We start from the raw sequence: 15,756 nt of genomic DNA, 5'->3' as shown, positions 1-15,756 counted from the left end.
TCGATTTTTCCAACTCCATGGCCCACCAAGGCGTTGCTGCCTGTCACCAGCGCCCTGGTGTGGTTATAATCGACCACTTTATGAGCAAGAAGCGCGTTATGCAGCTGGTTCGAGGTCTTCACAACCTGCGCCCCGAGTACCGGGGCTGTGTCGCCACCATTGGCAACTTCGACGGAGTGCACCGGGGCCACCAGGCCATCCTGGCGCGCCTGCGCGAGCGCGGACAAGCGCTCGGGCTGCCGACGTGCGTGGTGATCTTCGAGCCCCAGCCGCGCGAGTACTTCGCGCCGGATACCGCGCCGGCCCGCCTGGCGCGTCTGCGCGACAAGGTCGAGTTGCTGGCCGCCGAGGGCATCGACCGAGTGCTGTGCATGGCCTTCAACCAGCGCTTGAGCGAGCTGAGTGCCGAGCAGTTCGTCGAGACGATCCTGGTCGACGGCCTCGGTGTGCGTCATCTCGAAGTGGGCGACGATTTCCGCTTCGGCTGCGATCGCGCCGGCGACTTCGCCTTTCTGGTCGAGGCTGGCAAGCGCCATGGATTTACCGTCGAGGCCGCGCAAACCGTTGTTCAGGACGGTCTGCGGGTCAGCAGCACGCAAGTACGCACGGCCTTGGCCAATGCTGACTTCGCCTTGGCTGCGCACCTGCTGGGCCGTCCCTACACCATCAGCGGACGCGTCCTGCACGGCCAGAAACTGGCTCGCCAGCTGGGCACGCCGACCGCCAACGTCCAGCTCAAGCGTCGCCGCATACCGTTGTCCGGCGTGTACCTGACCAGCGCCGAGATCGACGGCAAGGTTTGGCCAGGCATCGCCAATATCGGGGTTCGACCCACCGTCGCCGGTGATGGCCGTCCCCACCTGGAGATTCATCTGCTGGATTACGCCGGCGACCTGTATGGCCGGCGCCTGACGGTAGAATTCCACCACAAGCTGCGCGAGGAGCAGCGATTCGCCTCCCTGGAGGCGCTGAAGTCGGCGATCGACGCGGACATCGCCGCCGCACGTGCCCACTGGCACGCTCAACCGCTAACCAAGAGCCTGAAATGACCGACTACAAAGCCACGCTTAACCTCCCGGACACCGCCTTCCCCATGAAGGCCGGCCTGCCTCAGCGCGAACCGCAGATCCTGCAGCGCTGGGACAGCATTGGCCTGTACCGGAAGTTGCGCGAGATTGGCAAGGACCGTCCGAAGTTCGTCCTGCACGACGGCCCGCCCTATGCCAACGGCAAGATCCACATCGGTCATGCACTGAACAAGATACTGAAGGACATGATCGTGCGTTCGAAGACCCTGTCCGGCTTCGACGCGCCGTATGTTCCGGGCTGGGACTGCCACGGCCTGCCGATCGAGCACAAGATCGAGGTCACCCACGGCAAGCACCTGAGCCCCGACCAGACCCGCGAATTGTGCCGCGCTTACGCCGCCGAGCAGATCGAAGGGCAGAAGGCCGAATTCATTCGCCTGGGTGTGCTGGGCGACTGGGACAATCCCTACAAGACCATGGACTTCGCCAACGAGGCCGGTGAAATCCGCGCGCTGGCCGAGATGGTCAAGCAAGGGTTCGTGTTCAAGGGCCTCAAGCCAGTGAACTGGTGCTTCGATTGCGGCTCGGCATTGGCTGAAGCCGAGGTCGAGTATGCGGACAAAAAATCCCAGACGCTGGACGTCGCTTTCCCCATCAGCCCTTCCGACACCGGCAAGCTGGCTGCAGCGTTCGGCATGGACACGCTGCCCAAGCCTGCTTCCATCGTGATCTGGACCACTACTGCCTGGACGATTCCTGCCAACCAGGCGTTGAGTGTCCATGCCGATTTCAGCTACGCCTTGGTGGATGTGGGCGACCGCCTGCTCGTGCTGGCTGAGGAGCTGGTGGCTGCCTGTCTCGATCGTTACGGCCGTGAGGGTCAGATCATCGCGCGTACGCCAGGTGCGGCCCTGGAACTGATCAACTTCCGTCATCCCTTCTACGACCGTAACTCGCCGATCTATCTGGCCGACTACGTCGAGCTCAGCGCAGGCACTGGTATCGTCCATACTGCGCCGTCCTATGGTGAGGACGACTTCATCACCTGCAAGCGCTACGGCATGCAAAACGATGAAATTCTCACGCCTGTGCAAAGCAACGGCGTGTACGCGCCTTCACTGGAATTCTTCGGTGGCCAGTTCATCTTCAAGGTGGGGTCGGCCATCGTCGAGAAGCTGCAGGAAGTCGACGCGCTGCTGCACACCGAAATCATCACCCACAGCTACATGCATTGCTGGCGCCACAAATCCCCGCTGATCTATCGCGCCACGGCGCAATGGTTCGTCGGCATGGACAAGCAGCCTGCCAGCGGTGAGAACCTGCGTGAGCGCGCGCTCAAGGCCATCGAGGACACCCAGTTCGTCCCAGCGTGGGGCCAGGCGCGCCTGCATGCGATGATCGCCACCCGTCCGGACTGGTGCATCTCGCGTCAACGTAACTGGGGCGTGCCAATCCCGTTCTTCCTCGACAAACAGACTGGTGAACTGCACCCGCGCACCGTCGAATTGATGGAGGCGGTAGCCAAGCGCGTCGAGCAGCAGGGTATCGAAGCCTGGTTCAAGCTCGACGCTGCCGAACTGCTGGGTGATGAGGCCGCGCAGTACGAGAAGATCGCCGACACCCTGGACGTCTGGTTCGACTCTGGCACCACTCATTGGCACGTGCTGCGCGGCTCGCATGACATCGGTCATGCCACGGGGCCTCGCGCCGACCTGTATCTGGAAGGCTCCGACCAGCACCGCGGCTGGTTCCATTCCTCGTTGCTCACCGGCTGCGCCATCGATGGTCATGCCCCCTACCGCGAGCTGCTGACCCACGGCTTCACCGTCGACGAGAACGGCCGCAAGATGTCCAAGTCGCTGGGCAACACCATTGAGCCTGAAAAGGTCAACAACTCCCTGGGCGCCGATATCCTGCGTCTTTGGGTGGCCGCGACCGACTACTCTGGCGAGATGGCCGTTTCCGAGCAGATCCTGCAGCGCAGCGCCGATGCCTACCGGCGCATCCGCAACACTGCACGCTTCCTGCTTTCCAACCTGTCCGGTTTCGACCCGGCCCGCGATCTGCTGCCGGCCGAAGACATGCTGGCGCTCGACCGCTGGGCGGTCGACCGCACGTTGCTGCTGCAACGCGAGCTGCAGGAGCACTACGGCGAGTATCGCTTCTGGAACGTCTATTCCAAGGTGCACAACTTCTGCGTGCAGGAGTTGGGCGGCTTCTACCTCGACATCATCAAGGACCGTCAGTACACCACTGGGGCCAACAGCGTCGCCCGCCGCTCCTGCCAGACCGCGCTGTACCACATCAGCGAGGCCCTGGTGCGCTGGATTGCGCCGATCCTGTCCTTCACCGCCGACGAGATCTGGCAGTACCTGCCCGGTGAGCGCAATGAATCGGTGATGCTCAACGAGTGGTATCAGGGCCTGACCGAGCTGCCGCAGGACAGTGAGTTGGACCGCGCGTACTGGGACCGCATCATGGCGGTCAAGGCGGCGGTCAACAAAGAGCTGGAGAATCAGCGCACGGCCAAGGTCATCGGCGGCAACCTGCAGGCCGAAGTGAGCCTGTTCGCTGAAGAGGGCCTGAGCGCCGACCTGGCCAAGCTGGGCGATGAACTGCGCTTCGTGCTCATCACGTCGGCCGCCAGTTTGGCCCCATTCGCCCAGGCCCCGGCCGAGGCGGTGGCAACCGAGGTGGAGGGCCTGAAGCTCAAGGTGGTCAAGTCCGGTCACGCCAAGTGCGGTCGTTGCTGGCACTTCCGCGCCGACGTCGGCAGCCATCCGGAGCACCCGGAGATCTGCGGGCGTTGCGTCGACAACATCAGCGGCAAGGGCGAGGTGCGCCACTATGCCTAATCCTGCCGCAGGGCGCTTCGGCCGGCTGGCCTGGCTGTGGCTGAGCTTGCTGGTCCTGGTCCTCGACCAGGCCACCAAGCTGTACTTCGACAACGCCCTGACCATGTACCAGCAGATCGTGGTGATTCCCGACTACTTCAGCTGGACGCTGGCCTACAACACAGGCGCGGCCTTCAGTTTCCTGGCCGATAGCTCTGGCTGGCAGCGCTGGCTGTTCGCGCTGATTGCGGTCGTGGTCAGCGCCGTGCTGGTGGTCTGGCTCAAGCGCCTGGGGCGCAACGAGACCTGGCTGGCTGTCGCGCTGGCCTTGGTACTGGGCGGCGCCATCGGCAACCTGTGGGACCGGGTAGTGCTTGGCCATGTGGTCGACTTCATCCTGGTCCACTGGCGCAATACGCACTATTTCCCCGCCTTCAACCTGGCCGACAGCGCAATTACGGTGGGTGCGGTGATGTTGGCGCTGGACATGTTCAAGAGCAAGAAGTCCGAGGAGGCCGTACATGACTGACACCCGTATCGGCCAGAACACCGAAGTCACCCTGCACTTCGCGTTGCATCTGGAAAACGGCGACACTGTCGACAGTACGTTCGACAAGGCGCCGGCCACGTTCAAGGTAGGTGATGGCAACCTGTTGCCGGGCTTCGAGAATGCGCTGTTCGGCTTCAAGGCCGGGGACGAGCGCACCTTGAGCATTGCCCCGGAAAACGCCTTCGGTCAGCCGAATCCACAGAACGTCCAGGTGATGCCGCGTACGCAATTCGAAGGTATGGAACTGTCCGACGGTCTGCTGGTGATTTTCAACGATGCTGCCAACACCGAGCTTCCGGGCGTGGTCAAAGCCTTCGACGATAACCAGGTGACCATCGATTTCAACCATCCGCTGGCTGGCAAGACCTTGAGCTTCGAGGTCAAGATCCTCGACGTGAAGGCCCTGTGAGTCTGGAGCCGAGCATGCAAATCAAACTCGCCAACCCGCGCGGCTTTTGCGCGGGCGTTGACCGGGCGATCGAGATCGTCAACCGTGCGCTGGAAGTCTTCGGTCCGCCGATCTATGTGCGTCATGAAGTGGTGCACAACAAGTTCGTGGTGGAAGACCTGCGTAACCGTGGTGCGGTGTTCGTCGAAGAACTGGACCAGGTGCCAGACGATGTCATCGTCATCTTCAGCGCCCATGGCGTGTCCCAGGCTGTGCGTCAAGAGGCGGCGGGGCGCGGACTGAAGGTATTCGATGCCACTTGTCCGTTGGTGACCAAGGTGCACATCGAGGTGGCCAAGTACAGCCGTGATGGCCGTGAGTGCATTCTCATCGGCCATGCCGGGCACCCGGAAGTCGAAGGCACCATGGGTCAGTACGATGCCAGCAATGGCGGTGCGATCTACCTGGTCGAGGACGAGAAGGATGTCGCCACCTTGCAGGTGCGCGACCCGGAGCATCTGGCGTTCGTTACCCAGACCACCTTGTCGATGGATGACACCAGTCGCGTCATCGACGCCTTGCGAGCACGCTTTCCGAACATCGGCGGGCCGCGCAAGGACGATATCTGCTATGCCACCCAGAATCGCCAGGATGCCGTCAAGCAACTGGCCGACGAGTGCGATGTGGTGCTGGTGGTCGGCAGCCCGAACAGTTCCAACTCCAATCGCCTGCGTGAGCTGGCCGAGCGCATGAGCACGCCAGCTTATCTGATCGACGGCGCCGAGGACCTGCAGCGCAGCTGGTTCGACGGTGTTCAGCGAATCGGCATCACCGCTGGTGCATCGGCGCCCGAAGTGCTGGTGCGTGGCGTGATCGATCAGCTCAGGGCCTGGGGCGCGAGTGGCGCCGAGGAACTCGATGGGCGCGAGGAGAACATCACCTTCTCCATGCCCAAAGAACTGCGCGTGCGTACTCTGATCTGATCAGGGCTCTGGGCAGCGGGGGGTCTGCATTGCCTCGCTGCGCACACTGACACGCCCGCTGGGCGCCAGTACCACACGGTGCTGGCTGAGGCCTCGAGCCTCTGTGCAGATCTGCAACGTTCCCCCGACGAAAGCGCCGTTGTCGCGCCTCGGTATCCCCAGGGCATCGAACCTCACTTCGGCCAGGTTGGCGGCGATGTTCGACTGACGCCGCAATCGGTGTTCACGCACCACCTGCCCGCTGGCTTCCAGCACTGCGCGCCACCCCCGTCCCCACTCTTGCTCGATAGGTCGCACAACCATGGCCTGGCTGTGCAGCAGTGCCTGGCTGCGGGCGCTGCGCAGGCTCTGTGCCAACTCCCGTGCGACGGCAGCCTGATAGACGCGTTCGCGCCAGTCGGCGTAGGCCGGCGCGCCGAGCTGTGTCAGAACACCGAGCAGGGCCAGGACGCCCAGCAGTTGCATCAGTGTTACTCCCTGTTGCCGCATCGTGCATTCCTCCCTGGAAGTGCTTCTCTGTAGCTTCGAGGTCTGGGGCCAGGAGGTCCAGTCGGCCGAACCGATCACGTCAGGCGGGAAATTTCGCAGGAGGCGAATGATGAAGCTCAGGGAGCAGGGCATGACCTTGCTGGAGGTGGTGGTGGCGGTACTGGTACTGGGGGTGGGGCTGTTCACCTCGGCGTCGCTGCAGATGCGCGCGCTGCACGCGGCCGAGGGCGCACGGCGTGATGCCCAGGTGGTGCACTTGGGGCAGAGCCTCATCGAGCAGACGCGTAGTGCCGGGCGGTTTCAGCCCGCCGCGTTGCATGACTGGCGAGCGCGCCTGGAGGCGCTGTTGGGAAGTTCCGGTCGGGGGCAGGCGGTGGTAGCGGGTCAGTGGCTGCGTCTGGAAACCTGCTGGCAGGATGCGCGCGGTGCCCAGCCTCAGACCATCCAGTTGCAGGGTTGGGTCTTGCCATGAGCGCCCGGCAGCGCGGCTTCGGGCTCATGGAGGCTCTGCTGGCACTGGCGTTGGGTTTGATGGTACTGGCCGCAGCGGGCCAGGTGCTGTTCTCGGGCCAGCAGCTGTGGCGGGTGCAAGGCGCTCTGGCGCGCCTGCAGGAGGATGCCATGCTGGTGCTGCAACGGCTGGCTCTGGACATTCGCATGACTGCAAGCTTTGGCTGTCTGTCCCCGGAGGCCGTCGAGTTTCACGATGCCGGCGCGCGGCAGGCGTTCGCCCAGCCCTTGCAGATCGAGCACCTCAGCGATGGCCGCCTGGCCAGGCTCAGTCTCGTCACGGCCGAGTTGTCCGGTGCGGCGGGCTCACCGGACTGGACCTTGCACACCGATTGCCTGGAATGGGCGCAGGTGCATGGAAAGCGTCACTCGCTCCCTGGTGCACCGCTGTCGATCGGCTTGCGCCGCCATACCTATAGGCTCCAGGGCGGCAGCCTGATGCTTGCCAGCGGCGGATTCAATGCGTCGCTGATCGACAACGTGCGTGATTTCCGGGTGATGCGCGTTGAGGCCGAGCAGGGCACACGGCTCGATTTACAGCTGATCCTGGGCGACTTGGAGGGGCAGGTGGAGCGCACCTATGCCCTGAGTGTGGCCCTGCGCAATCGGTTGCCCCCGTCATGAGTCGTCAGCGAGGCATGGTGCTGCTGCTGGCGCTGATGTCGAGCCTGTTGCTTGGACTGTTCGCAACCTCAGCACTGCGAGAAGCCTTGCTGCAGTCCACGTTGGCCGGCAATGTGCTGGCGTCCGCCCGCGCGCTGGAGCAGGCGGAGGCGAGTCTGCTGGCCGGTGCCCAAGCGCTTGCACACACACCGCTGCAAGCGTGCAGCGCCTGTGTGCCGCCTGCCGATCCTCACAATCTGATCGCTGATCAGGGGGATTGGCAAGCCAGCGAGCACGGCTTCTTTCTCGTGCAGCGTCTTGGCGTCACGACCCGAGCGGTACACGTGCCGCAGGGTACGCCTGTGACGCTGTACCGTGTCACCGCTGTGAGTCGCGAGGCGCGTGCGCGTCAAGTGATCGAGGCGATCTATGCGCAGGACAGCGTCGAGGCCCACCCGCCACAGCGTATCGTCTGGCGCCAGCGTTTCAGGGAGAGCAGCGATGCAGCGCGGCCTTAGTCTAATGGAGCTGTTGCTTGTGCTGGCAGCGCTCGGCATCCTGGCGGGCGTCGCCTATCCCAGCTACAGCGATCCTCTCCGGCGTGCAGCTCGTAGTGAGGTGGTCGGTCTGTTGCACGATGCCGCCCAGCGCCTGGAGTATCATCATGCGCGCACCGGCCAGTATGCCGGCAACGACCCGTTGCACACGACGCTGCCAGAAGGCAGCCGGTTCTATCGCCTGCACGCCTGGCGAGAGGCGGACCGCTATCGTTTGCTGGCCGTACGTCTACCCGGTGGACTGATGGCCGATGATCGTTGCGGTGATTATCTTCTCGATCAGGCAGGCGTGCGCGACAACCCCGGTGCTCAGGACGCGACAGCGTGCTGGTGAGGCATTTTTCTTCAGGCAGTGGAACGACAGATGAGCAAGCGCGTAGTAATTGTCGGTGGTGGTGTGATCGGCCTGCTGACGGCCTACAACTTGGCGGCGAACGTCGAGCAGGTGGTGGTGTGCGATCAGGGGGCCGTGGGGCGTGAGTCGTCCTGGGCAGGAGGGGGCATCGTCTCGCCGTTGTACCCTTGGCGCTACAGCCCGGCAGTGACTGCGCTGGCGCACTGGTCGCAGGATTTCTATCCGCAGTTGGGAGACCATCTGTTCGCCAGTACGGGTATCGACCCGCAGGTTCACACCACTGGATTGTACTGGCTCGACCTGGAGGACCAGGGTCAGGCCTTGGCCTGGGCAGCGCGTGAGCAGCGGCCGCTGAGTGAGGTGCCCATTTCGGCCGCTTATGCGGCGGTATCGGCGCTGGGTCCTGGCTACGAGCGAGCCCTGTATATGCCTGGGGTGGCCAATGTGCGTAATCCCCGCTTGGTGAAGTCGCTGAAAGCAGCATTGCTGGCGCTGCCGAATGTGAGCTTGCGCGAGCACTGCCAGATCAGCGGCTTTGTGCGCACGCACGAGCGCATCAGCGGTGTGGTCACGCAGGAGGGTGTGCTCAGTGCCGACGAGGTCGTACTCAGCGCTGGCGCCTGGAGCGGCGACTTGTTGCGCACGCTGGGTCTGGAGCTGCCAGTCGAGCCGGTTAAAGGGCAGATGATCCTGTTCAAGTGCGCCGCCGATTTTCTGCCGAGCATGGTGCTGGCCAAAGGGCGGTATGCGATCCCGCGTCGGGATGGGCACATTCTGGTGGGCAGCACCCTGGAGCACGAAGGCTACGACAAGACCCCGACCGAGGTGGCGCTGAACAGTCTGCGGGCATCGGCGATCGAGCTGTTGCCGCAGTTGGCGCAGGCGCCAGTGGTGGCGCATTGGGCGGGACTGCGGCCTGGGTCGCCAGAAGGCGTTCCCTACATAGGACCGGTGCCGGGGCATGCAGGGCTATGGCTGAACTGTGGCCACTATCGTAATGGACTGGTGCTTGCTCCGGCCTCGTGCAAGCTGTTGGTCGACCTGATGAGCGCCCAACAGCCTTCGTTGGATGCCTCAGCCTACGCGCCGTGCCTGCGCGCATGCGCGTCTCGATCTAGCTGACCGTCTCTTGCTCGAGGGATAGATGCCGGTAAGGCCGACGTAGGGTGGCTGACTCCGCTGATTGCACCTGATTCACTGTCTCGCCCGGGTTCGCTTTTGCCGATATGCCAAGAAACAGCTGATAAGCAGGATTATCCGTTTCATCCTGATACCGGTGGCCCACCGCGTCGAGGACCTCACGCATTTTGGCTTCGTCCCCAGGCGGCACTATCAAACCCATGAGCACGCGGCCTTGGGCCGCGCCGTGATTACGATAATGGAACAAGGAAATATCCCAACGAGTGTCCAGTTGTTCGAGAAATCTGAACAGCGCGCCAGGCCGTTCTGGAAAGTCGAAGCTCACTATCCTCTCATCGGGCAATGCTTGGCTGCGTCCGCCGATCATGTGCCTGACATGGGTCTTGGCCAGTTCATTGTCGGTAAGATCCTGCACAGGAAAGCCGAAACTGGCGAGCATACCGATAAGTTTGTCGCGCGGTGCCTGTGACGGGTGAGTCTGCACACCGAGGAACACCTGTGCCTGGTTACCCGGCTGACGGCGGTAGCCGAGCTCGGTGAGCTGATGGCCCTCGAGTAGTTCGCACAACGACCAAAAACTGCCTTTGAGTTCGGCAAGCGTGACAGCGCACAACGCCTCTCTCTGCTGGCCCAGCTCTGCACGTTCTGCCACATGGCGCAGGCGGTCGAAGTTGATATTTGCTCCAGAGTTGATGGCCACCAAGCACTGTCCCACGCTGCCGCTTTGATGGACATAGCGTTTGATGCCTGCCACCGCCAATGCCCCAGAAGGCTCTAGAATCGATCGCGTTTCTTCGAACACGGATTTGATCGCTGCACAAATCTCGTCGTCGTTTACCGTGATGACCTGATCCACATGACGTCGGCATAACTCGAATGTGTGTTTTCCGACCTGGCTCACCGCAACGCCATCGGCGAAATGACCAACTTGTGCAAGTGGAACTGGCTGCCCGGCTTGCAGCGCTTGTTGCAGGCAGTTGGAGTCTTCAGGCTCAACGCCGATGACGCGTGTCTGGGGGCTGACATACTTGATGTAGGCGGCGATACCCGCAATGAGGCCACCGCCGCCGACTGGAACGAAGATCGCATCGGGCATTGTGCATTGCTCCAGGATTTCTAATCCAATAGTGCCCTGCCCGGCAATCACGTCGAGATCATCGTAGGGATGTATGAATGTCAGCCCATGCAGAGCGCATTGACTCAGCGCGTGGGACAGCGCTTCGCTGAAGGTATCGCCATGCAGAACGACTTGGGCGCCGCGAGCCCGAACGCCATCGATCTTGATATCTGGCGTAGTGACTGGCATCACGATGATCGCCGGACAATCCATCGCCTGTGCAGCCAGCGCCAGCCCTTGGGCGTGATTGCCTGCCGAGGCCGTTATCACGCCCAGCTGGCGCTGCTGGTCATCAAGCTGGGCAAGTTTGCAGTAAGCTCCGCGAATTTTGAAAGAAAACACCGGTTGCAGGTCTTCACGCTTGAGCAGGATGCGATTACGCAACTGGGATGACAACTTCGGCGCTTGTTGGAGGGGGGTCTTGATGGCGACATCGTAAAGACGGGCGTTGAGGATCCGCTTGATAAGATCGCGGCTCATGATTTTTCGCTTCCCACCTTGATCGACACCCGCGCGTCGTTTTGCGAGCGTCGTTCCAGAGCGCCAATAACCACATTCTGGTTGTACGCCAGCCCGGAAGCCAGAATGAGCACGGCGCCCAATGCCTGGCCCAGGCCTATCACATGCCCGAATGCAAAGTAGTCGACGACCAGGGCCACCAGCGGGTAGAGAAAGCCGAAGACGGCCAGACTTGCAGTGCTGGCTTTCTTGAAGGCTGTATAGAGCAGCAAATACATGAATGTTGTATGGAACAAGCCCAGCGTCACGATGGCGCCCCAGTGCGAACCTGTGACTGGCACCAGGCTGAAGTCGGCGAGGAATGCGAAAACCAACGTACCGATTACCATATGGCTGCTGGCGATGACCTCCGGACGCATCTCGCTTGAAATCTGTCGGGTCAGCAGCGTGGTAACGGCATAGAGGATCGCCGCAGCCAGGGCGCTCAGGCAGCCTAAGTAGAAGCGCTGGTCAAGGGTGGCTTGTTCAGGACGCACGATGACAATCAGCCCCACGAAGGCCAATGTGAGCCAGAGCAGGTGAGAGCGTTTGATCCGCTCCTTCATGAACAGCAGGCTGCTGAACAGCAGAAAGAACGGCTGCAGATGATAGATGATGGTCGTTATGCCAATACTGGTCAGGGTATAGGCAGAAAACAGAAATACCCAGTTGAAGATGAGCGTCAGTGCACCCAGCAGCAGGAATAAACCCTGCCGCCGAGTGATCCGTAGCGAACGATAGAAGCCTTTGTACAAGCAGTAAAGTATCAGGCCTGATCCACCTATTGCGCAGCGGAAAAACACCACGTTGAATGGGCTCTGTTGCGAAGATACGACAAAAAAGCCGATGGTCCCCGAGATGATCATGGCCAACACCATGGCCATGCGCCCTTGCTTCTCGTCTGTCATTGCACTCAAGGTCTTCTACTCCAGCCAGCGGCTTATTTTTGTTGCAGGTCGGCTTCCAGATTAATCAGCATCACGTCACGGTAGGCAGTGCCTGCCGATGAGCCCAGTGGGGTCACTGCATGCTTTTTCATGGTGTCTACCACCAGTGTGTCGAAAGGCGCTATCAGGCGCAGGACGTTGGTGGGTTTGTTATCCATTCCGGAGATGACATTGTCCGCGCCCAAGGCGTTGTGGGTCAGTTCCACGAGATGGATGAAGACCAGCGGTTCATCGTCCAGGTGCAGCCATACCGGTGAACTGTACGAGGCCCCCCCCTCTTCAGCTTTGTAGCGAATGAAATGCACACTGAGATTCAGGGAGGTGCGATCAAGCCGTTCGCAATAGACCCTCATGAGTTCGGCGTCTTGTTCGAGGATGCTGATGAAAGTCTTGTTGTTTATCAGAGAGGGGCAGATGCCTGGAAACACGCGTACACGACCACCATCGGAGTCGTTGGCGCCATAGGATTGGAAGTAGTTCTGAGTGTCCGCGAGCCGTAGCGCGAGAGTGAAAGGGTCAAAGACAATCTTGAGCATCCCTCGGTCGCGCACACCGGGCGCGTAGGGGTCTTCGGCGACTTGAGCGTTGTAGAACTGACGGAACGCCAGCAACTGCTCTTGGCTGATGTCCTGAAGATAATGGCTTCCTGAAATGAATCGAAAACCATTTACGATGTTCAACAGGTTGTCCTGCGCAGCAGCGCGTTCGAGAGTGGTCGGCATGTGAATTCCTTATCGTGTGCAGAGGGTCAGTTCAAGCGGTAGCGGATGTTGCTCAGGTCGATGGCTTCTTCCGATTGGCTGATGCCGCCGAGCGTATAGTGCAGCGCATTGTCGAAGCCCCAGATATCGGTGTAGGAGTACTCGCCGGCTTCGGCTTGCTTGACGATTTCCATCTCGCGGGCCTGGATGGAGTCCGGCCAATTACGTTTGCCGCCGTGGCGGTGATGCCAGTCATGTACAGACAGCGATCCCTGAACGAACAGGATCCTGCAGGGCAGGTGCCACAGCAGGTGTCGCGCCAGCCATAGCAACCACATGGGCGTTAGCGTGACCACACTGCTGCCCCGTGGCGTTGGTTCACCGCAGAATCGACCCAGGCTATTGTTTACATGCGAGGATTTCACCGTCTGGCCGGCTTTACGAACGACCCATACATGTTCGGTGACCAAATGAAGTACCGAGCAGACTTGATAAACCAGAACCATCGGCAAGATGAATGCGAGCCCGAACACTTCGCCCCCCAAGACATACAGCGACAGTCCGAGCAGGGTGAACCAGATCAGGCTCATCAAAACTCGATACATCGGCGCACCGATAAAGTTTGCTTTCACCCTGCCGAACAGGAACTTGACGTGGAACACGGGGTTTAGGCACTGCAGAAACAGAATCATCTTGAGTTCGGATAAACTCTTGCCGGGCGTCAGGCCCATGCGATAGATGGCTGCCAAGTCTTGGTCGCCCGTGGTGGAAAAATCGCTACCGTGGTGTTCGAAGACATGGAACTGTCGATAGACATCGTAGGGTTGGACGATCGTGATCGTCGACAGCACTTCCGATATCACTCGATTCTTGAGGGGGCTGCTTAAGAGCGTGTGGTGCACCGCATGATGAATGATGGTTGCCACGATATAACGAGCACCCCCCGCAGTAAAGATAACGGAGGGGATGAGCCACAGGCGGCTATAGTCGTTCAACAGAATGAACAGCGAAGTCGCGATGCCCCCTATCAGCCAGAGACAGGACCAGGCCAGACACTCCAGTGGCGATGATTGCCAGAGCGCCTTGCGCCCACGTAACTCTTTGCCGGTTAACCATGTCCAGAACCCTTGAAAAGGGAGCTGGGCGTAACTTTCGCGGATGCGTACAGACTCGTCCAATAAGTCTTTGGTATTCATGAAATTTCCAGGCGCTAGTTTACAAGTCCGCCGTCAGCGTTTCAGGCGGGCACGGTAATATACGGCGACGATGTCGCAGTTCGGATATCTCGTGGGGCCTATTGCAGATAGTTCAGTCGAACGCGTACCGCCTGCATGAGGTGACGTGTCGGTTCGAATAAGACAATAGGGTGTCGAAGATCAGGAGATCAGCCGCTGGCCGAAAGAGTTCGAGCGCCTGTCTGCGCTGAGGTACAAAGTGTGGGAGGCGAGGGGGAAGAGGGGAGAGATGAAAGCGTATGCATCGTGCATGGATGAAACTCCGTTGTATGAGATTGCAATTACTTCATTGGGCGTTTGGCTACCTGCATGGGATCGCATTTTTTGAACGCGATTGTAGATGAGATGTTTGCAACTTTTGGTTGCAGACAGATCTTCAAAATACGTGCTGATGTATCGCTTGTAAAGTGAAGATCTGAAAAACGAATGTGTGTGCGTTGTACGTCGTCACCGCTTTTTCAGCGGCCCCTGCTCCAGATGCGCCTGGCTGCAGTACCAGTCATTGCCCAGGCGCAGCGCCCGGTCGTTGGGCAAGTGCACGCCGCAATGGGCGCAGCGCACCATGGTCAGGGGATCTTCGAGGCGTTGCTCTGGGCGCGATTGCTGGCTGATCTTGAATTTGCGCCACAGCCAGAACGCGGCGGCGATCAGGGCGATCCAGAAGAGTAGACGAACCATGGTGTCCAGCTTGTCGTGAATTGAAGAGGCCACAGTCTAGGCTGCGGCCATGAAAAAAGGGAGACCTGCGAGTCTCCCTTTCTGTCGTTACGCGAGCGGTCAGTCGAACAGACCGAAGGTCAGATAGCTGAACCAGGAGCGATCTTCGTCGGCATCTTTTGGTCCTGCTGGCAGGATCGGGTCGCCGTTCTCGTCCTTGGGCAGCAGTTCGGCTGGCATTTCCGAACGGGCGTCCTTGAACTGACGCACCACATCCTGGTTGGCGCGGGTTTCGCCCGGCGGCAGCGGGGTGTCGGTCTCGATCAAGCCCAGGGTGGCCTTGGACAGCCAGGAGCGGTCGTCATCGTCTTTTTGCTGCGGCACGAACTGGCCATCGACCAGGCTCGGGTGATTCGGGTAGTTGAGCTTGAGGGTTTCCAGGCTGGTGGCAGCCAACTCGTCCAGGTGCATCTTCTGGTAGGCCTCGGTCATCACGGCCAGACCATCGCCCACGGAAGGGGTTTCCTGGAAGTTTTCCACCACGTAGCGGCCACGGTTGGCGGCAGCGACGTAGGCCTCGCGGCTCAGGTAGTAGTCGGCGACATGGATCTCGTAGGAGGCCAGCAGGTTGCGCAGGTAGATCATGCGCTGCTTGGCGTCCGGGGCGTAGCGGCTGTTGGGGAAACGGCTGGTGAGCTGGGCGAACTCGTTGTAGGAGTCGCGGGCCGCGCCCGGGTCACGCTTGGTCATGTCCAGCGGCAGGAAGCGCGCCAGCAGGCCACGATCCTGGTCGAACGAGGTCAGGCCCTTGAGGTAGTAGGCGTAGTCGACGTTCGGGTGCTGGGGGTGCAGGCGAATGAAGCGCTCGGCGGCCGACTTGGCGGCTTCCGGCTCGGTGTTCTTGTAGTTGGCGTAGATCAGCTCGAGCTGGGCCTGGTCGGCGTAACGGCCGAACGGGTAGCGCGATTCCAGGGCCTTGAGCTTGTTCACGGCGCTGGTGAAGCTGTGGTTGTCCAGGTCGGCCTGCGCCTGCTGGTACAACTCGGCTTCGCTGAGGTTCTCGTCAATGACTTCCTTGTTCGAGGAACAGGCAGCGGTGAGCCCGAGGATGGCGATCAGCAGCAGGTGTTTCACTTGCATGGCGGCTTGCGTCCTTTGACGGCC

General features: G+C 60.9%; 17 protein-coding genes. 10 read left to right on the top strand and 7 right to left on the bottom strand.

What is annotated here, in order from left to right; all coding sequences use genetic code 11:
* The first annotated feature begins 98 nt into the window (after positions 1 to 98).
* Genes ribF through ispH form a run of 5 tightly spaced genes read left to right on the top strand, consistent with a single transcriptional unit; the run spans position 99 to position 5,783 of the window.
* Positions 99 to 1,049 (top strand): bifunctional riboflavin kinase/FAD synthetase, encoded by a 951-nt coding sequence (ribF, locus tag ACK2SD_RS20710; protein WP_039575274.1) that lies wholly within the window; start codon positions 99 to 101, stop codon positions 1,047 to 1,049.
* Complete coding sequence (ileS, locus tag ACK2SD_RS20705) at positions 1,046 to 3,883, top strand: isoleucine--tRNA ligase (protein WP_412460723.1); 2,838 nt, start codon at positions 1,046 to 1,048, stop codon at positions 3,881 to 3,883. Before ribF ends, ileS begins: the two co-directional genes overlap by 4 nt.
* Complete coding sequence (lspA, locus tag ACK2SD_RS20700; protein ID WP_039575279.1) at positions 3,876 to 4,391, top strand: signal peptidase II; 516 nt, start codon at positions 3,876 to 3,878, stop codon at positions 4,389 to 4,391. The genes ileS and lspA overlap by 8 nt, the downstream gene beginning before the upstream one ends.
* The gene (locus ACK2SD_RS20695; RefSeq protein WP_029614581.1) at positions 4,384 to 4,821 is read left to right on the top strand and encodes an FKBP-type peptidyl-prolyl cis-trans isomerase; all 438 of its coding nucleotides are present in this window, start codon (positions 4,384 to 4,386) and stop codon (positions 4,819 to 4,821) included. Before lspA ends, ACK2SD_RS20695 begins: the two co-directional genes overlap by 8 nt.
* A gap of 14 nt (positions 4,822 to 4,835) precedes the next feature.
* Positions 4,836 to 5,783, top strand: coding sequence for a 4-hydroxy-3-methylbut-2-enyl diphosphate reductase (gene ispH, locus ACK2SD_RS20690; RefSeq protein ID WP_039575282.1), 948 nt, complete (start codon positions 4,836 to 4,838; stop codon positions 5,781 to 5,783).
* Here the strand turns inward: ispH and ACK2SD_RS20685 are convergent, their stop codons facing one another.
* Complete coding sequence (locus ACK2SD_RS20685; protein WP_412460722.1) at positions 5,784 to 6,248, bottom strand: GspH/FimT family protein; 465 nt, start codon at positions 6,246 to 6,248, stop codon at positions 5,784 to 5,786.
* 130 nt (positions 6,249 to 6,378) lie between these two features.
* Here ACK2SD_RS20685 and ACK2SD_RS20680 point away from each other — a divergent pair, with 130 nt between their 5' ends.
* Genes ACK2SD_RS20680 through thiO form a run of 5 tightly spaced genes read left to right on the top strand, consistent with a single transcriptional unit; the run spans position 6,379 to position 9,419 of the window.
* Positions 6,379 to 6,744, top strand: a complete 366-nt coding sequence (locus ACK2SD_RS20680) for a prepilin-type N-terminal cleavage/methylation domain-containing protein (RefSeq protein ID WP_295488040.1) — start codon at positions 6,379 to 6,381, stop codon at positions 6,742 to 6,744.
* Positions 6,741 to 7,406, top strand: a complete 666-nt coding sequence (locus tag ACK2SD_RS20675; RefSeq protein ID WP_412460721.1) for a prepilin-type N-terminal cleavage/methylation domain-containing protein — start codon at positions 6,741 to 6,743, stop codon at positions 7,404 to 7,406. The genes ACK2SD_RS20680 and ACK2SD_RS20675 overlap by 4 nt, the downstream gene beginning before the upstream one ends.
* Positions 7,403 to 7,903, top strand: a complete 501-nt coding sequence (locus ACK2SD_RS20670; protein ID WP_039575289.1) for a hypothetical protein — start codon at positions 7,403 to 7,405, stop codon at positions 7,901 to 7,903. Before ACK2SD_RS20675 ends, ACK2SD_RS20670 begins: the two co-directional genes overlap by 4 nt.
* A complete protein-coding gene (locus ACK2SD_RS20665) occupies positions 7,887 to 8,276 on the top strand; it encodes a type IV pilin protein (protein WP_412460720.1) in 390 nt (129 codons plus the stop codon). The genes ACK2SD_RS20670 and ACK2SD_RS20665 overlap by 17 nt, the downstream gene beginning before the upstream one ends.
* A 30-nt stretch (positions 8,277 to 8,306) precedes the next feature.
* A complete protein-coding gene (thiO, locus tag ACK2SD_RS20660) occupies positions 8,307 to 9,419 on the top strand; it encodes a glycine oxidase ThiO (protein WP_412460719.1) in 1,113 nt (370 codons plus the stop codon).
* Here thiO and ilvA read toward each other — a convergent pair.
* From ilvA to ACK2SD_RS20630, 6 genes are all read right to left on the bottom strand, one after another.
* Entirely contained in the window at positions 9,412 to 11,034 is a 1,623-nt protein-coding gene (gene ilvA, locus ACK2SD_RS20655; protein ID WP_412460718.1) for a threonine ammonia-lyase, biosynthetic, read from the bottom strand. The genes thiO and ilvA overlap by 8 nt on opposite strands.
* Complete coding sequence (locus tag ACK2SD_RS20650; RefSeq protein WP_412462348.1) at positions 11,031 to 11,960, bottom strand: DMT family transporter; 930 nt, start codon at positions 11,958 to 11,960, stop codon at positions 11,031 to 11,033. The genes ilvA and ACK2SD_RS20650 overlap by 4 nt, the downstream gene beginning before the upstream one ends.
* A gap of 32 nt (positions 11,961 to 11,992) precedes the next feature.
* Positions 11,993 to 12,721 (bottom strand): 2OG-Fe dioxygenase family protein, encoded by a 729-nt coding sequence (locus ACK2SD_RS20645; protein ID WP_412460717.1) that lies wholly within the window; start codon positions 12,719 to 12,721, stop codon positions 11,993 to 11,995.
* A 26-nt stretch (positions 12,722 to 12,747) separates the two neighbouring features.
* Positions 12,748 to 13,896, bottom strand: coding sequence for a fatty acid desaturase (locus tag ACK2SD_RS20640; RefSeq protein ID WP_412460716.1), 1,149 nt, complete (start codon positions 13,894 to 13,896; stop codon positions 12,748 to 12,750).
* 486 nt (positions 13,897 to 14,382) lie between these two features.
* A complete protein-coding gene (locus ACK2SD_RS20635) occupies positions 14,383 to 14,613 on the bottom strand; it encodes a PP0621 family protein (protein ID WP_412460715.1) in 231 nt (76 codons plus the stop codon).
* A 99-nt stretch (positions 14,614 to 14,712) separates the two neighbouring features.
* Positions 14,713 to 15,732 carry an outer membrane protein assembly factor BamD gene (locus tag ACK2SD_RS20630; RefSeq protein WP_029614585.1) on the bottom strand — a complete coding sequence of 340 codons (1,020 nt, stop codon included), beginning with the start codon at positions 15,730 to 15,732 and terminating at the stop codon, positions 14,713 to 14,715.
* Between the last annotated feature and the right edge of the window lie 24 nt (positions 15,733 to 15,756).

Origin of the sequence: Pseudomonas sp. SC11 (assembly GCF_047039205.1) — a bacterium.
In the GTDB taxonomy this organism is placed as follows: Bacteria; Pseudomonadota; Gammaproteobacteria; order Pseudomonadales; family Pseudomonadaceae; genus Aquipseudomonas; species Aquipseudomonas boreofloridensis.
Note: the sequence above shows the minus strand (reverse complement) of the source record. Positions and strands in the feature narration are given on the sequence as shown.